General features: G+C 45.6%; 13 protein-coding genes. 6 read left to right on the top strand and 7 right to left on the bottom strand.

Annotated features, from left to right (window positions below; genetic code table 11):
* Positions 1-94: 94 nt before the first annotated feature.
* From L3V30_RS13790 to sstT, 5 genes are all read left to right on the top strand, one after another.
* A complete protein-coding gene (locus L3V30_RS13790; RefSeq protein ID WP_182019588.1) occupies positions 95-520 on the top strand; it encodes a hypothetical protein in 426 nt (141 codons plus the stop codon).
* Between the two features lie 9 nt (positions 521-529).
* Positions 530-1,144 (top strand): SCO family protein, encoded by a 615-nt coding sequence (locus L3V30_RS13785; protein WP_006740812.1) that lies wholly within the window; start codon positions 530-532, stop codon positions 1,142-1,144.
* The gene (locus L3V30_RS13780; protein ID WP_046875700.1) at positions 1,134-1,442 is read left to right on the top strand and encodes a PTS transporter subunit EIIB; all 309 of its coding nucleotides are present in this window, start codon (positions 1,134-1,136) and stop codon (positions 1,440-1,442) included. The genes L3V30_RS13785 and L3V30_RS13780 overlap by 11 nt, the downstream gene beginning before the upstream one ends.
* Before the next feature lie 275 nt (positions 1,443-1,717).
* Entirely contained in the window at positions 1,718-2,794 is a 1,077-nt protein-coding gene (gene rsgA, locus L3V30_RS13775; protein ID WP_237309112.1) for a ribosome small subunit-dependent GTPase A, read from the top strand.
* Positions 2,795-3,151: 357 nt separating this feature from the next.
* Positions 3,152-4,369, top strand: coding sequence for a serine/threonine transporter SstT (gene sstT, locus L3V30_RS13770; RefSeq protein WP_005396770.1), 1,218 nt, complete (start codon positions 3,152-3,154; stop codon positions 4,367-4,369).
* A gap of 72 nt (positions 4,370-4,441) precedes the next feature.
* On the opposite strand, the gene pdxY is transcribed toward sstT, so the two are convergent.
* The 6 genes from pdxY to L3V30_RS13740 all read right to left on the bottom strand — a co-directional run bounded on the left by pdxY (position 4,442) and on the right by L3V30_RS13740 (position 11,893).
* Positions 4,442-5,311: a pyridoxal kinase PdxY gene (gene pdxY / locus L3V30_RS13765; RefSeq protein WP_167427802.1), complete on the bottom strand. Its 870-nt coding sequence runs from the start codon at positions 5,309-5,311 to the stop codon at positions 4,442-4,444.
* Between the two features lie 101 nt (positions 5,312-5,412).
* Positions 5,413-5,601: an AbrB/MazE/SpoVT family DNA-binding domain-containing protein gene (locus L3V30_RS13760; RefSeq protein WP_005396772.1), complete on the bottom strand. Its 189-nt coding sequence runs from the start codon at positions 5,599-5,601 to the stop codon at positions 5,413-5,415.
* A 147-nt stretch (positions 5,602-5,748) separates the two neighbouring features.
* Positions 5,749-7,059: a putrescine-ornithine antiporter gene (potE, locus tag L3V30_RS13755; RefSeq protein WP_005396773.1), complete on the bottom strand. Its 1,311-nt coding sequence runs from the start codon at positions 7,057-7,059 to the stop codon at positions 5,749-5,751.
* 61 nt (positions 7,060-7,120) lie between these two features.
* Complete coding sequence (gene speF / locus L3V30_RS13750) at positions 7,121-9,301, bottom strand: ornithine decarboxylase SpeF (protein ID WP_031780582.1); 2,181 nt, start codon at positions 9,299-9,301, stop codon at positions 7,121-7,123.
* A gap of 408 nt (positions 9,302-9,709) precedes the next feature.
* On the bottom strand, positions 9,710-10,156 hold the full coding sequence (locus L3V30_RS13745) for a helix-turn-helix transcriptional regulator (RefSeq protein ID WP_031780583.1): 447 nt from the start codon (positions 10,154-10,156) through the stop codon (positions 9,710-9,712).
* A gap of 540 nt (positions 10,157-10,696) precedes the next feature.
* On the bottom strand, positions 10,697-11,893 hold the full coding sequence (locus L3V30_RS13740; RefSeq protein ID WP_046875696.1) for an SEL1-like repeat protein: 1,197 nt from the start codon (positions 11,891-11,893) through the stop codon (positions 10,697-10,699).
* A gap of 546 nt (positions 11,894-12,439) precedes the next feature.
* Here L3V30_RS13740 and pulA point away from each other — a divergent pair.
* Positions 12,440-16,429, top strand: coding sequence for a pullulanase-type alpha-1,6-glucosidase (pulA, locus tag L3V30_RS13735; protein ID WP_237309111.1), 3,990 nt, complete (start codon positions 12,440-12,442; stop codon positions 16,427-16,429).
* A 99-nt stretch (positions 16,430-16,528) separates the two neighbouring features.
* Here the strand turns inward: pulA and L3V30_RS13730 are convergent, their stop codons facing one another.
* Entirely contained in the window at positions 16,529-18,145 is a 1,617-nt protein-coding gene (locus L3V30_RS13730; RefSeq protein WP_134646180.1) for an endonuclease, read from the bottom strand.
* Positions 18,146-18,469: the final 324 nt, after the last annotated feature.

The raw sequence follows: 18,469 nt of genomic DNA, 5'->3' as shown, positions 1-18,469 counted from the left end.
AGGCACAACGCACAATTTATCTAGGCCACGAGTTGGCGAATGACGCTTCTGTGCTACGATGCAGGTAATGTTAAGTGATAAATGCTGAACCTTAATGAAAGTGTTACAAATCGCCGCTGTTTCAGCCGCACTGGTTGCGGGATTTTATGCCCCGACTTTACTAAAAAGCTTTTCTTCATCCACTCCGATCAAACCGATAGATGAGTATTGCTTTCTCTCTACTGCCTCGTGCGTTCAAGAGAATGTTACGATGACGCTCAACGCAGATACTGCTCAACCCTTGGTCCCTACTACTCTGAATGTTGAGTGGCGCACAAGCGATGCTGAGCAACTCGTCCTAAGCCTTTCAGGAAGAGAAATGGAGATGGGAGAACCCAAGTTTTTACTGAAGCAAGTCGCTCCCGGTCGATATCAAGGTGACATCATTCTGCCGGTTTGCACTCAAGACGCCATGACCTGGGTTGGTGAACTCAGTGATGGAGAGAGTACCGTTTACCCTGCTATAAAAATGCAAAGATAAGGAATCGTTATGAGCCGCAATTGGTCCCTATTTCTCGTAGTTGCTTTCGCCCTCGGGTTTGGCGTAAAAAGCTATTTAGATAATCAGAAAACGAAGCCAGAGCAAGTGGATAGTTCCACGTCTCAACAAACGGTATTGTTTGGGGAAAATAACCAAGCCGTCAATATCTTCGATGTAAATGACCCTCGCATTCGAGTCGTCTATTTTGGTTTTACTCGCTGCCCGGATGTTTGCCCAACTTCGCTTGCTATGCTAGCAGGAGCCCTAAATCAGATCGATGAAGCGCAAAAAGCGCAACTGCGCCCAATGTTCATCTCTTTAGATCCAGAGCGTGATGAGGCCGATGCCTCGGCGAAATATGCCCATTACTTCCATCCAATGATTGAAGGCCTATCGGCACCGCTTGATGTAACCACACCTCTGGCACACAACTATGGTGTTATTTTCCGCAAAACCGAATTGGAAGGCTCAGAGCTCAAATACACGCTTGATCACAGCTCTTACTTTTACTTCTTGAAGCCGGATGGCACGTTAATCACCAAGGTACCGCATACACTCTCGCCGGCACCGATTGTTGAAGCCATTTCAAAACTGACGACTGAAGGCTCCTCAAATGACAGTTAAGTCAGTGCTGAAACAGTTTTTCAGTTTCCTAACTCAAACCAACCCCAATGTCGAACAAGACGTCGATACGATCATTGACGCCATTGGGGGGATAGAAAACCTGCTAGAAACTGGGGCATGCGCGACTCGGCTGCGTCTTACCCTTAGAACGACGTCCATCATCGATAAAAATGCACTCAAAAATCATGGCGCGCATGGCGTCGTGATACTGGATGAGCGTCATGTCCAAATCATATACGGCTTAAAAGCCAACACGTATTCGCAGATAATGGAAGAGCGCATCAACAAACAAAGCTAATATTTTCGCAGTATAGCTACCCTCTAAGAAAAAGGGCGGCTATACTCTCTTGGCTTAATTAATTCACTTATTTATTAACCAACGAAGAGGACACATGATGATTGTATTGAATAACACTAACTGGGCATCGCAAGGGTAACCCTAACCGCACCAATTACGTGGCATAGCCACAACTCCCCTTCTCTGCCCGGTCTTCACCGGGGTCAACTCTATCCGAATTAGACCCTAATGCGATTTGTATTAAGGCGCTTTTTTGCGTCTGGGATAATTCAACAATGAATCAAACACTTACTTTTTGTGACACATTAATTTCAACTTCAAACCCACTAAAACGATTGGGTTGGAAACCATTTTTTCAGCAACAACTGACACTAGACGATTACGACGACACTATCTTTGCACGTGTGATTGCGCATCACCGAAGTGGTTACCTATTGGCGACAGAAACGGGGCAAGTCCACCTCAATGCCCACCACTCTCTACCCAATATGACCGTCGGAGACTGGGTTATCTTAAATGACGATCAGCAATTTGTTCGCTTACTGGATCGCTTGAGCCTCTTTAGCCGCAAAGCAACGGGCAGCAAAGTGGCAGAGCAACTCATCGCCGCAAATGTGGATACCGTTTTTATCGTCTGTTCCCTGAACGACGACTTCAATTTAAGTCGTATTGAACGCTATCTCGCCTTGGCTCATGAAGCCGAAGTCGAACCCGTCATCGTGCTTTCCAAAGCCGATTTGTGTGGCAATATTGATGAACTAAAAAGCCAAGTACAGAAGCTCGACCCTCTATTAGTCATAGAGACAGTCAACGGCTTAGAAACAGAGAGTGCTTCTACACTCATGAGCTGGTGCGAAGAAGGACAAACCGTCGCTTTTATCGGTTCTTCAGGCGTTGGCAAATCAACTCTTGTGAATGCATTACTCGGGCAGCAAGAACAGGCGACTGGGCATATTCGTGAAGACGATAGCAAAGGGCGACATACAACTACATCGCGCTCTATCCATCTATTACCTGATGGCGGCATCTTGATTGATACTCCGGGAATGCGCGAGCTTCAACTAGCAGACTGCGAAGTGGGTGTCAGTGAGGCATTTTCTGACATTGAGGTTCTCGCTCAGCGTTGTCGCTTTGGTGATTGCCAGCATCAAACTGAGCCGGGTTGCGCAGTTCAAGCTGCGATTGAAAATGGCACACTGGAGGTTCGTCGTTTCAATAACTATCAAAAACTATTGCGAGAACAAGCCTTTAACGGCGCGACTTTGGCAGAACAACGAGCTCAAAGTCGACAGTTCGGGAAACTCACTCGAAATGCCATGAGTGATAAGCGCAGGCGCCAACAAAGTTATTGATTTGTTACGTTTGAGTTGTCAATAAAATCAAAGGAGACGAAAGTCTCCTTTTTAACAACTTTATTAAAAACCATTACTCATAACTAATGATAATTTTCAACATAAAAATCTTATTTAAATAACATTGAGCAAACATTTAATCCAAAAACAAACTAAAACTAGACACAAAATATTACCAAGCTAAGATATGTGATATTCAGCAAGAAAATGGCTGAATTTATAAAAACAGGATAATTGATAATCATGTGTCTTAGTGACCAGAAGCAATGCTCACCCCTTGCAATACAAGGGCATTATCGCCGTGTAATGATGGACTATTGCCCTGCTCGCTCTGGCATAAAATTGCAGGAATGATGTATGCAACACAACAGCCTCGTTGCCCGATTTGCTCGTGGTAACCTCGTCGTCCAGATCCTTGTCGGTATTGTCTTTGGTATTTTGCTCGCCACAATTTCCCCAAGCCATGCCGAAAGTGCAGGATTAATTGGTAGCCTTTTTGTTGGTGCTCTTAAAGCGATCGCGCCAATCCTTGTGTTTATTTTGGTTGCTGCTTCAATTGCGAACCAAAAGAAAAACCAGCACACGTACATGCGTCCAATCGTTGTACTGTACCTGATGGGTACGTTCTTCGCGGCGCTATCAGCAGTGGTTCTAAGCTTCCTTTTCCCGACCAATTTAACGCTTGTCACCGGCGCTGAAGGTGCAACGCCGCCTCAAGGTATTGCTGAAATTCTACGCACATTGTTGTTTAAACTGGTCGACAACCCAGTAAATGCACTAGTAGAAGCAAACTACATCGGCATTCTTGCTTGGGGTGTGGGTCTGGGTCTTGCGCTACACCACGCATCTGCAACAACGAAAGCCGTGTTTGAAGATCTCAGCCACAGCGTGTCTCACATTGTTCGCTTTATCATTCGTCTTGCACCATTTGGTATCTTTGGCCTAGTTGCTTCAACGTTCGCAACAACAGGCTTTAGCGCACTAGCAAGCTACGCACACCTTCTGGCGGTTCTTCTTGGCGCTATGATGATCATCGCACTCGTTGTAAACCCGGCGATCGTGTTCGTTAAAACTAAGCAAAACCCTTACCCACTTGTATTCCGTTGCCTACGTGAAAGTGGTGTAACCGCGTTCTTCACTCGTTCAAGTGCGGCGAATATCCCAGTAAACATGGCACTATGTGAGAAGCTAAAACTGGACGAAGATACGTACTCAGTATCTATCCCACTAGGTGCGACCATTAACATGGCTGGTGCTGCAATCACTATCACAACGCTAACGCTTGCAGCTGTGCACACTATGGGTATTGAAGTTGATCTACTGACTGCGCTACTGCTAAGTATTGTGGCTGCGGTTTCTGCATGTGGCGCATCAGGTGTTGCAGGTGGCTCGCTACTACTTATCCCACTTGCGTGTGGTCTGTTTGGTATCTCAAACGACGTAGCAATGCAGGTTGTAGCGGTTGGCTTCATCATCGGCGTGATTCAAGACTCTGCTGAAACTGCACTAAACAGTTCAACAGACGTTGTCTTCACAGCAGCAGTTTGTAAATCAGAACAGCAAAAAGCTCAGTAAGACTGACAGAATAAATAGAAAGGGGAGCCGATGATGGCTCCCCTTTTTTATATACTAATTATTTGCGCTCAATTACGCGGTGGCCAGAGCCACCTCTTCAATTGAGAAATGCTTACTTGGCTCAACAAACTCTTGCTGTGCCGCGATAGTTTGCAGCTCCCACTCCCCTGCATGGTAAGTGGCGCTTAATACCCCGTAGCACGCGTCATGGCAGTGTTGGAAAGCTTGCTTAGGAGACCACCCCTTCAATAATCCAGCGGTGAAGATAGCCGAGATAAGATCACCCACACCCACAGGCTGTTTGGCAAACTCAAACTGAGGACGCTTCGCTAAGTAAATGCCTTCTTGCGTTGCCAGTAACATGTTGAAGCTGCCATTCTCTAGGCAGTAAAGGTGCTTCACTAGCACTATTTTTGGACCTTTCGCTAGTGCACGTTGGCATGCGGTGATCGCATCGTCTAGTGAGTGGATTTCCATCTCTGAAAATTGGCTTAGCTCGAACTGGTTAGGCACGATCACGTCCGCCATTGGCATCAAACGAGTCAGAAGATTTTCAGCAATACCCGGAGCTACAATGCAGCCTTTGTCTGGCGCGCCCATCACAGGGTCGCAAACATAAAGTGCCTTCGGGTTCGCTTGCTTCACCTTCGTCACGGTTTCTTCAACAGCAAGGCACTGCTCTGCGCTGCCTTGGTAGCCCGTCAACACCGCTTGGCACTTTTCCAATGCACCGATGTTACTAAGACCACGAACTAACTCGCTGATGTCTTCAGCCGCAAACGCTCGCCCAGTCCAGCCTTCTTGATACTGCGTGTGGTTAGAAAATTGAACGGTATGAATCGGCCATACTTCGAAGCCCATGCGTTGCATTGGGAAAACGGCACTGCTGTTACCAGCATGACCAAAAGAAACATGAGATTGTATAGAGAGGATACCTTGCATAGTACCTTACCTCTTATTGTTGTTATCGATAGTTCAAAGACAGCGGCAAGCGCCAGTTTTGCGAAACCAGTAGTGTATCCGACAAACCAAGATTCTCTAACTCAATTCTCGTTAACTTCTTCAGAGTAAGTTGGAGCGCTGGTTTTCAACACCATCTTCTTGATTTCCATTTTGTCTTTATTCAGTGCGATTTCTAGGGTATCTCCTTCCCTTATCCCGAGTTGAGTCAGGATTACGCTTGGAATGACTACGGCGGTATCGTCACCGATTTTAACAGGTTGACTTATCATCTTTCGTCCTCCAAATGTCGAAAATGAGTTTTCACATCATTGGATATTTATTCCCAAGAGCCTTGTTCTGACTTGGGCTTGGCATAAGCGCCTAAAAACAAAGAGCCTTCCACACCGCGTTTGGGAAGGCTCTTTCATTATTATTTTTTAATTTGCTAAAGGCTCATGCTTGGCAGCAATCAGACCGTAAGCACTCCAGCCTAGGAAGGTGACGATTGAGCCCCACATCATCGCTTCGTAGCCAGAACCATATAGCGCGTAGAAGCTGTATAGGGAACCAATCAGAGCGATAATGTTGGTGGTTTTCATCTCGCGCTCTGGCACGTGCGCCACTTGCTGCATGATGAAAATTGCGCCCATACATAGGATGTAAGGAATAACGTTCGTTACTACCGCTAGGTTAACCAGCGCTTCGAACTGCTCGTTCAGCGTTGGAGAAATAGTCATTAAAGACAGCACCGATTGGATAACCGTGATGGCCACCATACCTTTGATTGGCGTACCACGTTTGTCCACTTGAGAGAACAGTTTAGGGAAGAAGCCCGCATCAGAAGATGATTTGAACACTGACGCGATAGTGAACTGCCAACCTAATAGAGAACCCGCACAAGCCAATACCGCCATACCAGCAACCGCTTTACCTGCTGCTGAGCCAAGCATCACAGACCATACGGTTGAGAATGGCGCGGTAGAAGCGGCAAGCTCAGAGTTTGCAACGATACCAGAACAGATGTTTGTCGATACAATGTAAACCACCGCAGCAATCAACGTACCGCCCAATACTGCGATTGGTACGTTCTTCTCTGGGTTTTCTACTGCTTCAGAGTTCGCACAAGCTGATTCAAGACCAAGAAACGCCCATAGTGTCATGGCAATAGAAGCGCTCACAGCTTCACCAAATGGCAGGTGGTGTGGGTTCCAAGCTTCGATGTACATGGTTGGGTTAAACCAGAACCAACCAACAATACCTAGCGAACATACCGGTAGGATCACACCCCATACCGTGAAGGTACCGATTTGACCTGTGATTTTCGCACCACCGAAGTTAGCGAAAGTACAAATCCAAAGAATGGCGATGGTGTACAAACAGGTTTCGACCGGAGATAGGGTCACTTCAAAAAATGCGGAGCCGTAACCCACACAGGTAATCGCGATCGCAATATTCGCAATAAGGAGCGACAAACCGTAAGTCCAGCCCGCCATAAACGCACCCGATTTACCGAATGCGTAAGACGCGTAACCGTTCATACCGCCATCACGTTTACTAAAGCGACCACATTTTGCAAACACATAAGCCAACGCCAAAGAGCCCGCTGCCGTGATCAACCAAGACAACACAGAAATGGTGCCCACTTGCGCCAGTTTACTTGGCAGCATGATGATACCGGAGCCAGCCATGTTGATGAACGTCAGAATGGTTAACTGCACCACCGACATTTTTTTAGTTTCAGTACTCATAAATTATTCTCCACGAATAAGCGGTTCGCACCGACGCCAGAGCGTGGTGCGAACGGGTAGATTAATCTTTTAGGACATAGCAATGTGCGGTAGTGCGACCGTCGACATCTTCAAGGTACACACCTTGAATTTCTGGCGCGAAGCCTGGGAATCGGTTGATGCCTTCTTCTAGAGATAAGAAGTAATCCACCACCTGTTGGGTCCAGATTTCACCAGTGATCACACAGATAATGCCTGGAGGGTAAGGCAGCGCACCTTCGGCGGCTACGCGGCCGACGGCCTCTTTAAGTGGTAAGTAATCGCATTCACCGCGGAAGTATTTGCGTGTTGCCACGTCTGGTTTGTGAACCATTTGTGGGAAGTATTCACTGCGGAACATCGCTTTTTGTAGCTGTTTCACGTTCAGCTCTTTGTACATGTCATGCATTTCCTGACATAGCTGACGGATGGTGTAACCACGGTAGCGCTCTTTGTTCGCTTCGTAGACGCCTGGTAGCACGATACTGAGAGGTGCATCATCACGAATGAATTTTTCAAATCGGTTGATTTGCGCGACAAGGTGACGGATCTTACCCATATCTTCGGCTGGAGTGAGTAGGAACAAGATGGAGTTCAAGTCACACTTCTCAGGGATGATGCCGTTTTCGCGAAGGAAGTTCGCCAATAGCGTTGCCGGAATACCGAAATCTGCGTAGCTGCCGTCTTCGGCAATGCCTGCCGTGGTTAGCAACAATTTACATGGGTCAACAAAGTATTGACCTTCGCCATAACCTTCAAACTTGTGCCAGTTTGCATCTGGCTCGAACATAAAGAACTTCTTGTTGGTCGCGATCACATCAGTGTCGTAACTGCCCCAAGGTTGACCTTCAATTTCATTTGGAATGAACGGACGAATTAACTCACAACTTTTGAGAATTTCTTTACGCGCTTCGATACCTGTCTTAACTGCGTCGCTCCATAAACGTAAGCCTGCTTCACCATCGTGGATCTTCGCGTTCACATCCAATGCAGCAAACAACGCATAGAAAGGAGATGTCGATGCGTGCATCATAAACGCGTTGTTAAAGCGTTTGTGATTGCAGTAACGAGCTTGACCTTTGATATGGCGGTCTTTTTTGTGGATTTGCGATGTTTGAGAGAAGCCAGCTTGTTGTTTGTGAACAGACTGAGTCACGATCACACCCGCATCTTCTGGTTTCAGATCCAGTAACAGTGGCGAACAATCTTTCATCATAGGGATGAACTGCTCATAGCCGACCCATGCCGAGTCAAACAAGATGTAGTCACAAAGGTGGCCGATCTTATCCATGACGTAACGAGCGTTATAAATTGTACCGTCGTAAGTACCCAACTGGATGATGGCCAGGCGGAACGGACGTTCATCTCGTGCACGCTCTGGAGATACTTTCGCGATTTGAGCACGAATGTACTCTTCATCGAAACAGTGCTCATCCATACCACCAATGAAGCCCCAAGGGTTACGCGCCGTTTCTAGATAAACCGGCATACCACCCGCTTGGATTAACGCGCCGTGGTGATTCGACTTGTGGTTATTGCGGTCGAACAATACCAAATCGCCTTCAGTTACTAGCGCGTTACACACCACTTTGTTTGAAGCAGAAGTACCGTTGAGTACGAAGTAAGTTTTGTCAGCGTTAAATACTTTTGCAGCGTGTGCTTGCGCTTGGTGTGCAGAACCTTCATGGATCAGTAAGTCACCTAAGTCCACGTCCGCGTTACACAAGTCGCTACGGAATAGGTTTTCGCCAAAGAAATCGTAGAATTGTTTACCAGCAGGGTGTTTTTTGAAGAACTGACCACCTTGGTGCCCTGGACAGTCAAACGCCGAGTTACCCATCTCAACGTAGTGCGTTAATTGCTTGAAGAAAGGAGGGAGCAGACGACACTCATATTTAGTCACAGCTTCATTAATTTGACGGCAGTAGTAATCGATAGATTGTCTTTCTAAATCAATAACCCCCGTTAACCAAACGTAATCTTCTGCCGAAACTGGAGTTTCATCGGTCACTAAGAAAACAGGAATTCCGTACCCTGTTTCCGAAATCATTCTGTGCAGACCCGCTTTAATGTCTGCTGACGTAATAATAGCCGCACCAACGTCGGTTAATTCAACTTGTTCTAAAGGCAGTAAGTGACGATTAAATTGTTCATCTAAAGATTCAGCTAATAAGCTAAAGTCTTCAGGCATGTAATTACTAACACCTATAATTAAACGTTTCATTTGAAATATCTCTTTTTGTTCTTTAAAAATGACAAGGACAGATATTACAAACGAAATATTTATTTAAAATTCAAATTACAAATTTCGTGATTAAATTTTCATATTTAAAAGACTTATTTTATCGAATTAAAATTTAGAGACTTTCATCACTTTCCAGCTTCTATCTCAATGATATTGAAACGCACCTAAAAGGAAAGAACCTTCAATAATTATGTGACAACGCCCATTATTAAAAAGAAGGTTATTATAAGAAAATAAAGTTTTGAGATTTCCATCACTATATAATAAGTTAAATTATATTATTGCAGTTTAAAACACTCCACTTTTAACCAAATTTAAACACATAATAAAAGAGCCATCAACACATGTATTGATGGCTCTTTACTTTGGATATAAAGAAAAAACAACTTAATTGAATAAATGACTATCTAGCTTGACTCCACCATTCGACCATTGCTGATAACGCTTTACAGACATGCCTGACGAGTACATGGTATGTTTACAATCCATACACTCAACAAAATACAACCCACTCATTCCTGCCATAACGTGCAGCCTTCGGCTATCGCAGCGCTTGCAGGACAGGCGCTTTACTTTGGTGTTGACGTCAATACGCCGAGCAAAGTTTAACGTTTCGTGAGAGCATAAAGCGTCAACAGCACTATCTTTAAAAGGATGCTCACTAAGTAAATAATTAATGGCGTAATCGTACACCGGGGGGATTGAAGATTTTCCACTTTCAATATTACTTATCTTAGCAACGGAAACGCCTAATAAAGAAGCGAACTCAGCCTTACTGTACTCTAAGATAAATCTTGAAGAGATGAATTTATCTGCACTAATGATTCTCAACATACACAAATCTCTAATAGAAATAAAAACAGAGCAAACTAATTCGCTCCATTTCTGCTGAAACATGTAATGAAAAAGTTACTTCCTAGTGTAATTCTGCATATTATCTATGCTATTTTATTTTGTACGTCATCTTGCGCCTAATTAATTATAAAATCAATAATCCATGCCTAAATATAAAAACACAATTTAAGATTTATAATACAATTTTTAATTTACATTATTAGATAAAGTAATGAATACTATTCACCTATTACTCTGGGCATCAAGTATTGCTCTTCAATCATTATTACTATCAATTGAAGAGACTTGATTTGAGCCCAACAGGAGAAGTAGATAAAGAGGGAAATCCCTCTATTTGAAGATAAACATATCCCGCCTTAGCTAAGTACTAAAAATGTGTTGAAAAATCGAATAAATAGTATGCAATCCAGTAAATAAATCGCTTAGATAAGTTTACAGTCTGTAATTGTGATCGACAGAGATACTGAGACAGAAAGGCAAAAGAAAAGCCTCAATTATGAGGCTTATGGATAAGATAAATTATGGTTGAAGGAAATTCTGCGTGAAATCGAGCGCCTCTTTAGAGAGCTTTTTTTCGGTGGACGATGTGGTTGTCTGTCCCTCCGTCGTTGCGGTCGTCATGTCAGGCTGGAAGTTCGGCGCCGATGCTTCATCCCATGCGTTAGCATCGTCTTTATTTTCGTCACTCAACACCGCGTTAAGCTCCTCCTCTGCAGGAAAATACGCTTCGCGTTTGTACACCTTGTTCAGCGCACGAATAATGGAATGCTTTCTCACCATCCCTGACGCAAGCTTTCTTTGCAACGGTTTCGCTATGGATTGCAATCCAACGACGACATCAACACCAATATTGGTTGCCACTTCGTCACGCAACGTACGCGCTGGCTGATACCCCATATTGGCAGCAAGAAACAACCAAACATAAGCAATCGCATTGCCTGTTTTACCTTTGTCCTTCCACGCTTCGCCAGCATGATACATCGCCTCGGCGCTACCACCTTCTGCGGCTCTTTCAAGCCAATAGCAGCCTTTGACCATGCTTTTTTCTGTACCAACACCATTTAGGTAACATAAGCCAACTTGGATTTTTCCGTCCGCACTGTCTTTTTCAGCCGCTTTCATAAACCAATAAAGCGCATCTGCACTGCGTCCTGCACTATTGTCTGGTGAAAGTTGCCACTCACCCATGTAAAGCATGGCATCAATACAGCCTTCTTCGGCTGCAGTTTCAATCAGTTGGTTACCTTTGGGAATATTTTTTTCCGTTCCGCGACCAAAAACCAACGCTTTGCCTGTCGCAAATTTCGCTTCGGTATCCCCTTCCATTCCGGCAATGGCGGTACGCCAAAAGTTTGCCTGCTCTTTTAAAATCACATCTTCACGCATGCGCTCACTCAAGCGAACAATACCGTACATTCCCGTCACATTGTCCAACTTAGCGGCTTTATCATACCAATACAGCGCTTGACGAATGTTGTCCTTCTCAGCTTCTTTCGCTAGAAATAAAATGGTGGGGATATGTCCGGTTTCTGCTTTGAACTCACGCTCTTTACGCTCTTGCTCTCGCGCTTTTTGCATCGCCTTTCGATAAGCGGCTTCGCGAGCTTTCCTCTCTGCCTCGAGTCTCTGTTTCCGCATCGACAACGAGATCATCCACACAAATATCAGGACGAGTGAAAGGCCAGTTGCCGCAATGGCAATGCCCATACTACTCATAAATAGCCTCTTTTGGTTTCAGGGCCCAATTCATCTCCCTCTCAGGGAAATATTAAGATTACGCGCCGACATAACGCCGACTACCTTCATTATATAACGACCACTTAGCGAAAATCTGAAGCTTGCCAAGACTTAATGGTGGTATTTTATTCAATATCACTGCAACTTATTTTTAATTAAAAAATATTACTGCGAATTTTATAGAACTTAGTCACGGTTTTGGGGCTGAGATATTCTCCTCCCCTATCATCCCCCCTTACTCCTCCTATAAAAATTTACATTTTAATGATGTGCAGAAGCTCTCACTATGCGTCTGTTTTATTATTTAATTTGTGAACAAAATCGACTGTGACAGAAAATTTTCACTTGTAAAAAACTTAACTGCCTGCTCTCACATTTTGCTGATGATTCAGTGTATTAGCATCTAGTTGAACATTTCCTTTTTCGGCATCTGCCTTTCTAGCGTGTGCGAAACCTTCTTGATGACTGAGTCAGCGAAGGCAGCGCGCAGCTCAATATCAATTCAATAACAATGGATTTGTAAACGTGGACAATAAGACATTTAAATTATCAACAATTGCCAAAACCGTACTGCCTTTGATTTCCGTCGCAGTCATCAGCGGTTGTGGTAGTGATAGCACGAACGAAGATACGACGAACCCGGGCTCAGGCTTGTACCCTGCGGGAGAGAACGAGGTCGTCATTTATTACAAACGCGATGTGGCGTCCGCTTCAACGGCCAGCGACTACGAAGGTTGGGGCTTGCACCTGTGGAACGGTGAAGGCTGTACCAGCACAGATTTAGACGCAATGGGCATTCCTGGCACAGGAACGGATTGGTCGGCACCGCATCCATTCGATGGCATCAACGACACCTACGGTGCTTACTACGTACTGAAAGTGAACCCAGATGCCTCTGACCCACACGAATGCATGAACTTCATTCTGCACAAAGGTGATGAGAAAGCATTCGGCAGTGCAAACTCAAAAGTGGAGCTGACGAAAATCGGCGAATCTAAAGGGTTGTTTGGCTTCCACGGCAGCAGTGAGCTTTACTACGAGCCAATCGAAGAACGCCCTGTTGATATTGATGGTCAAAAAGCGCATTGGCTAGATGCCAACACCATCGCGTGGGAAGCGGCGGCCAATGCGGATTCCATGAAGCTGTTCTACAGCCTCAGCAACGACATTAAAATGGATGAAGACAAGCAAATCTCCGGTGGCACAGCGGTTGAGTTGACGAAAGCAGGTGATTTATCTGATGGTCTGAAATCACGCTTCCGTCACCTTGCTAGCCTCCAAGCTGCAGGCATTGATGTCGATGACGCGACCCTACGCACGATCCTGAAGTCACAAATCGTTATGGTAGCTTACAACGCAAATGGTGACGTCATTTCTGCAACTGAAGTGCAAAAGCCGGGCGTTTTGGATGCGGTGTTTGCCGATTCCAAGGCAGGTAACGCGATTGGTCAAGAACTCGGCGCGATTGTGGAAGGCGGTGCCGCAACCTTCAAACTATGGGCACCAACTGCCCAAGATGTTGATCTGATAATCTACGATGAAAACTTAGCGGAAGAAGCGACCGTTGCCATGACGGAAGACCCAGCAACAGGTATCTGGGTTTCTGAGGCACAAAGCAACGTTGTCAACAAATACTATCGCTACCAAGTTAAGGTATACCACCCAACAACTGGCGTCGTTGAAACGCGTTTGGTAACAGACCCATATTCAATGAGCTTGTCTAAGAACTCACGATACTCGCAAGTGGTTGATTTAGATGATCCAAGCTTAATGCCTCAAGATTGGAAAAACTACGCACGCCCAACGGTTAAAAAAGACGAAGACCACGTCCTTTACGAGTCACACATTCGTGATTTCAGCTTTAACGACAGCAAAGGCACACCAAGTCTTGATGGCAAATATCTGGCGCTTACAGAACCTGAGCGTGAGTCTGTATCTCACTTACAAGCTTTAAAAGATGCTGGCCTAACAACGCTACATATCCTGCCAGCATTTGATATTGCAACCGTGGATGAAGACGCTGACCAGCGAGTCGATATCACCGACACCGTGGGTAAACTTTGTGGCATCAAGCCAGAAGCGTCCATTTGTGAGACCGAAGATGACGGCAAAGTGATTGAAGAGGTATTAAACAGCTACGACCCAACAACGGGCAAAGCACAAGCGTTGATGAACGATCTTCGCATGCTAGACAGCTTCAACTGGGGTTACGACCCATACCACTACACCGTGCCAGAAGGCAGTTATGCGACCGATCCTAACGGGTCTAAGCGTATTCTTGAGTTCCGCGAAATGGTTCAAGCGACGCATAAAATGGATCTGAAACTGGTCATGGACGTCGTGTACAACCACACAAATGCATCTGGTGTGAACGAAAAATCAGTACTGGATAAGATTGTCCCTGGGTACTACCACCGCCTAAACGTCAACACTGGCGGCGTAGAAAACTCAACCTGTTGTGATAACACCGCCACCGAAAACCTAATGATGGGTAAACTGATGGTTGACTCATTGATGGTGTGGGCGGATGACTATAAAGTCGATGGTTTCCGTTTTGACCTTATGGGCCACCAGCCGAAAGATGTCATGGTTTACGCACTTGAAAAAGTCCGTGAAATTGATCCGAATACTTTATTCTACGGCGAAGGCTGGGACTTCGGTGAAGTCGCGCAAAACGCTCGCTTCGATCAAGCGACACAAGTCAACATGGCGGGGACAGAAATCGGTACTTTCTCTGATCGTCTGCGTGACGCAGTTCGTGGCGGAAGCCCGTTTGATGGCGGTGTAGATTCAGAAGGTAAGCACCCACTTCGCTTCAACCAAGGCTTTGGTAACGCCGCTTACGCGAACGAAGAAACTAAAACTGATGCAGAATCTGTGAATGGCCGCCTACACAACCAAGATCTGGTCCGTCTAGGTATGGCAGGCAACTTAGCTGACTACGTCCTTCTGGATTACAAAGGCGAAACCAAACTTGGTAAGAATGTTGATTACAATGGTGCTCCAGCAGGCTACACAAAAGTGCCATCAGAGAACATTTCCTACGTGTCTAAGCACGATAACCAAACGCTGTGGGACAACAACGCTTACAAGATTGCGACAGGCACTTCATCTGCTGAGCGAGCACGAATGCAGTCTGTATCACTATCAACGGTGATGCTAGGTCAAGGTATTCCGTTCATTCACATGGGTTCTGAGCTATTGCGATCTAAGTCAATGCAGCGTGACTCGTACGATTCTGGTGACTGGTTCAACCGTGTATTCTTCGATGGAAGCGACAATAACTGGAACGTTGGTCTACCACGTGAAGACAAAGACGGTGCAAACTGGGAGTTGATCAAAACCATCGTCGGTGACAGCACGGCGAAACCAGACTCAACGGACATCGAGCTGACTAAGCAACAATTCCTAGAGCTACTAAAAATCCGCAGTACAAGCGAACTGTTCCGCTTAGACACCGCGCAAGAAGTGATGAATCGTGTTGATTTCCGCAACGTGGGCCAAGACCAAGTAGAAGGCTTGATTGTGATGTCTATCGACGATGGCACATCAGCAGGTGCCGATTTGGATTCGAACTACGATGCTATCGTGGCCGTTGTTAACTCAACATCAACTGAGAAATCTTTCAAAGTTGCTGGCGCAACTGGTTTCGAGCTGCATGAAGTTCAACAAAACTCTGCGGATGACATCGTGAAAGGTGCAAGCTTCGCCAATGAAACGTTCACAGTACCAGCACTGACAACAGCGGTATTCGTACAGCCACAAGACGGCGCGCAAGGTGCAGGCCTACCAGTAAACACGGACAATAAAGACGTATCGAGCATTCCTCCTTACGGCGAAACTGTGGTTTACGTCAAAGGCACCATGAACGAGTGGTCAGATAACAGTGACTGGGCGATGACCTTTATTGGCAATGGCATGTACTCTGTAACTGGCGTTCTTGAAGCAGGTGAACACGAGTTCAAATTTGCGGACGCAGGATGGGCAAATCCAAACATCGGTTGTGATGCTGCGGATTTGGCTTCTGGCTCACTAGACTTAGGCTCTGCGGGGAACTGTACGTTGTCTGTCGCTGAAACTGGTAAGTACAACTTCACTCTGAACGCGTTACATGTTCAAGATGAAAGCGTAGAAAAACCTGTCGTTTCAGTGACGAAGTCAGCAGATGCACCAACATTCGGTGAAACAGCACTTTACCTACGTGGCACTATCACCACATGGGATACTCCAGCGCAAGACTCAACTGCGAAGTTCAGCTATGTAGCAAATGACGTTTACTCGCTAGACATTGACCTAGCGGCGGGCAACTACGAGATGAAAGTTGCGAGCGCAGACTGGGCAGCAGACACCAACTTCGGTGGCGAAGGTAGTGTTGAGCTTGGTAAAGCGCTAACGATGGAAGTCGGTGGCGGTAGTGCAAACCTCAAAATTGCGATTGCAGAAGCGGGAAATTACAACTTCCACTTCAACGCGGCTGACAAGTCGGCGCCAATCGTGACGGTAACGAAAAACTAGTTTCATTTAAAAACATCCGTAATGAAAAAGGGGAAGCATCACGCTTCCCCTTTGTTTTTTTGGCGTCACTAAATGGTGGATACCAAAATCAAGAAGGTGTTAGTTTCCCCAAATCTGTTCAATAAACTCAGGGTGATCAATGAATGGATTACGATTGCCCTGAAACTCAAACACTTGTTGATTGCGGTTTTGTTCTTTTTCACTAACGGGATCATTTTTGTGCCAACGTTTCAGCATGTTTAACATCCAAGGTTCAAAAACCGTTGAACTTGAACCATCAAGGACAGCATCCGCATTACTTGAGTTACCTTCCCAGTTACCTACAACATTTTCATAGCGGGTTGCCATGTAGAAATAGGCACGAGCAAAGTCGCCTTTGAACTCATCGATCGGCTCAAACACCGTACCGGAATAACCTAGGCTAGTACTTGCTTGACCAAGTTTAGAACCATTACTAGACACGTACGTCGCGGTGGCAACTTCACCAAATGGCCAGTTACTGCGCTTCGCATTCACATAGCCATCGGTCGCAAACAAATGGTGACCATCTGAGTTCATCGGCTCAACTTTGCCGCCAAACCAGCTTTTCGGGAACGAGTGTTCACGGTTGTAGCAATCCCCTTCTTGGCTATATTGACCACATTGGTCTGTCACTTTCGTGAAGCTGATAGCATCACTGCCCGCAGGTTTCTCTGAATACATATCGAGAATAGAGCCATCATTTTCGTAATAGCGATCAATATCAGCATCTTTTACCAAGGTCCACACCGCAGAATAACCTCGGCTAGTGTGGTTGTTGATGATGTTAAACAGCGCCGTTTTTAGAGCGTAGCCCGTCTTGCCAGACGCCGCTTGGTAGTAACCATCAACTACTGGTGGGGTCGTGGTTGAGTCACCTAACGTAAAGTCAGTGGTTTCGCTTTTCGCAAATTCAGCGCCAGAGGCAAGTGTATTATCCCCCACCTTCAACGCGTAAGACCCCGAACCATTGCCACAGCAAATGCCGTCGCCATAGCTGTCTTGAATCGTAAATTGGTAGTTACCATCGGCTAAACACATGGTCTTTTCAATAGTGGTTGACGACTCATACCCCTGACCAGAGAAAAGCACTTGCGCTTGGCTATTTTTCAACTCCCAGCTAGTTTCTGAGCCATAGTTGTCCGTCGTGAGTGTAAGAACCACTTCATGATCGCTACAATTTTCTACAGGAGGTTGTGTACTTGTCTCGGTCGGTTGAAAATTATCGACGTAGACAACTTCTGAGCCATCAAACCCGGCCTCATCATAAAAACGCAACCCGACATTGATGGTCTTGTTCGAACTCGCAGTATAGTTATGCGCCAGCTCTTGCCACTGGTTTACCTGCTGCGGATCTGAGTAATTGTGATAACCATCAACCACCAGACGTGCTTTTACATTTCCTTCGGTGTGATAAACCGAGACAGAAAACGGATAGGTTTTCCCTTGCTCCACATTAATGGTTTGCAAAAGGTCAGTGTTGCTTTGGGTACCTGTATTCACGACGACTTGAGCAGCCAGGCCGCCCGATTTGATTTGTTCGCTGCTTGGCGACACCGCGATGCCAGCGTCAATCACTGACCACTGCGTAGGCGCACTGCCATTCCACTGTTCAAAGTCACCATTGAGAATTTGGCTATATACAAGCGGAGAGCTAATAACAGCAAGAAGACAGAGGGGTTTCGTTATGGATTTCATTATACTTTTCCATTAGTTATGTAAATCCCAAACACGATAAACATATTAGTAAGGCATAAGTAATCCTTCGGTCACACTTTTACGTTGCACAAGTGTTAATTTACTTTTTAATGTGCAGCTTATCTCACAAATATCTACCTGCCGAAAACAAACGCCAATGCAAAAAGCGAAGCAACCTGTTGGCTACATCGTTGGAACCGTCATTCCGCAGCCAATTTCAGAATTAAAACAATGTGATCCAGTGATCGTTTACAAATGTTAGTGCGACAGACCTCTTGACCGCGATCCCCAGTTTTGATCTATTACTGTTATTTAACGGTCACT

Origin of the sequence: Vibrio sp. A1-1, from assembly GCF_021728175.1 — a bacterium.
Classification (GTDB): domain Bacteria; phylum Pseudomonadota; class Gammaproteobacteria; order Enterobacterales; family Vibrionaceae; genus Vibrio; species Vibrio diabolicus.
Note: the sequence above shows the minus strand (reverse complement) of the source record. Positions and strands in the feature narration are given on the sequence as shown.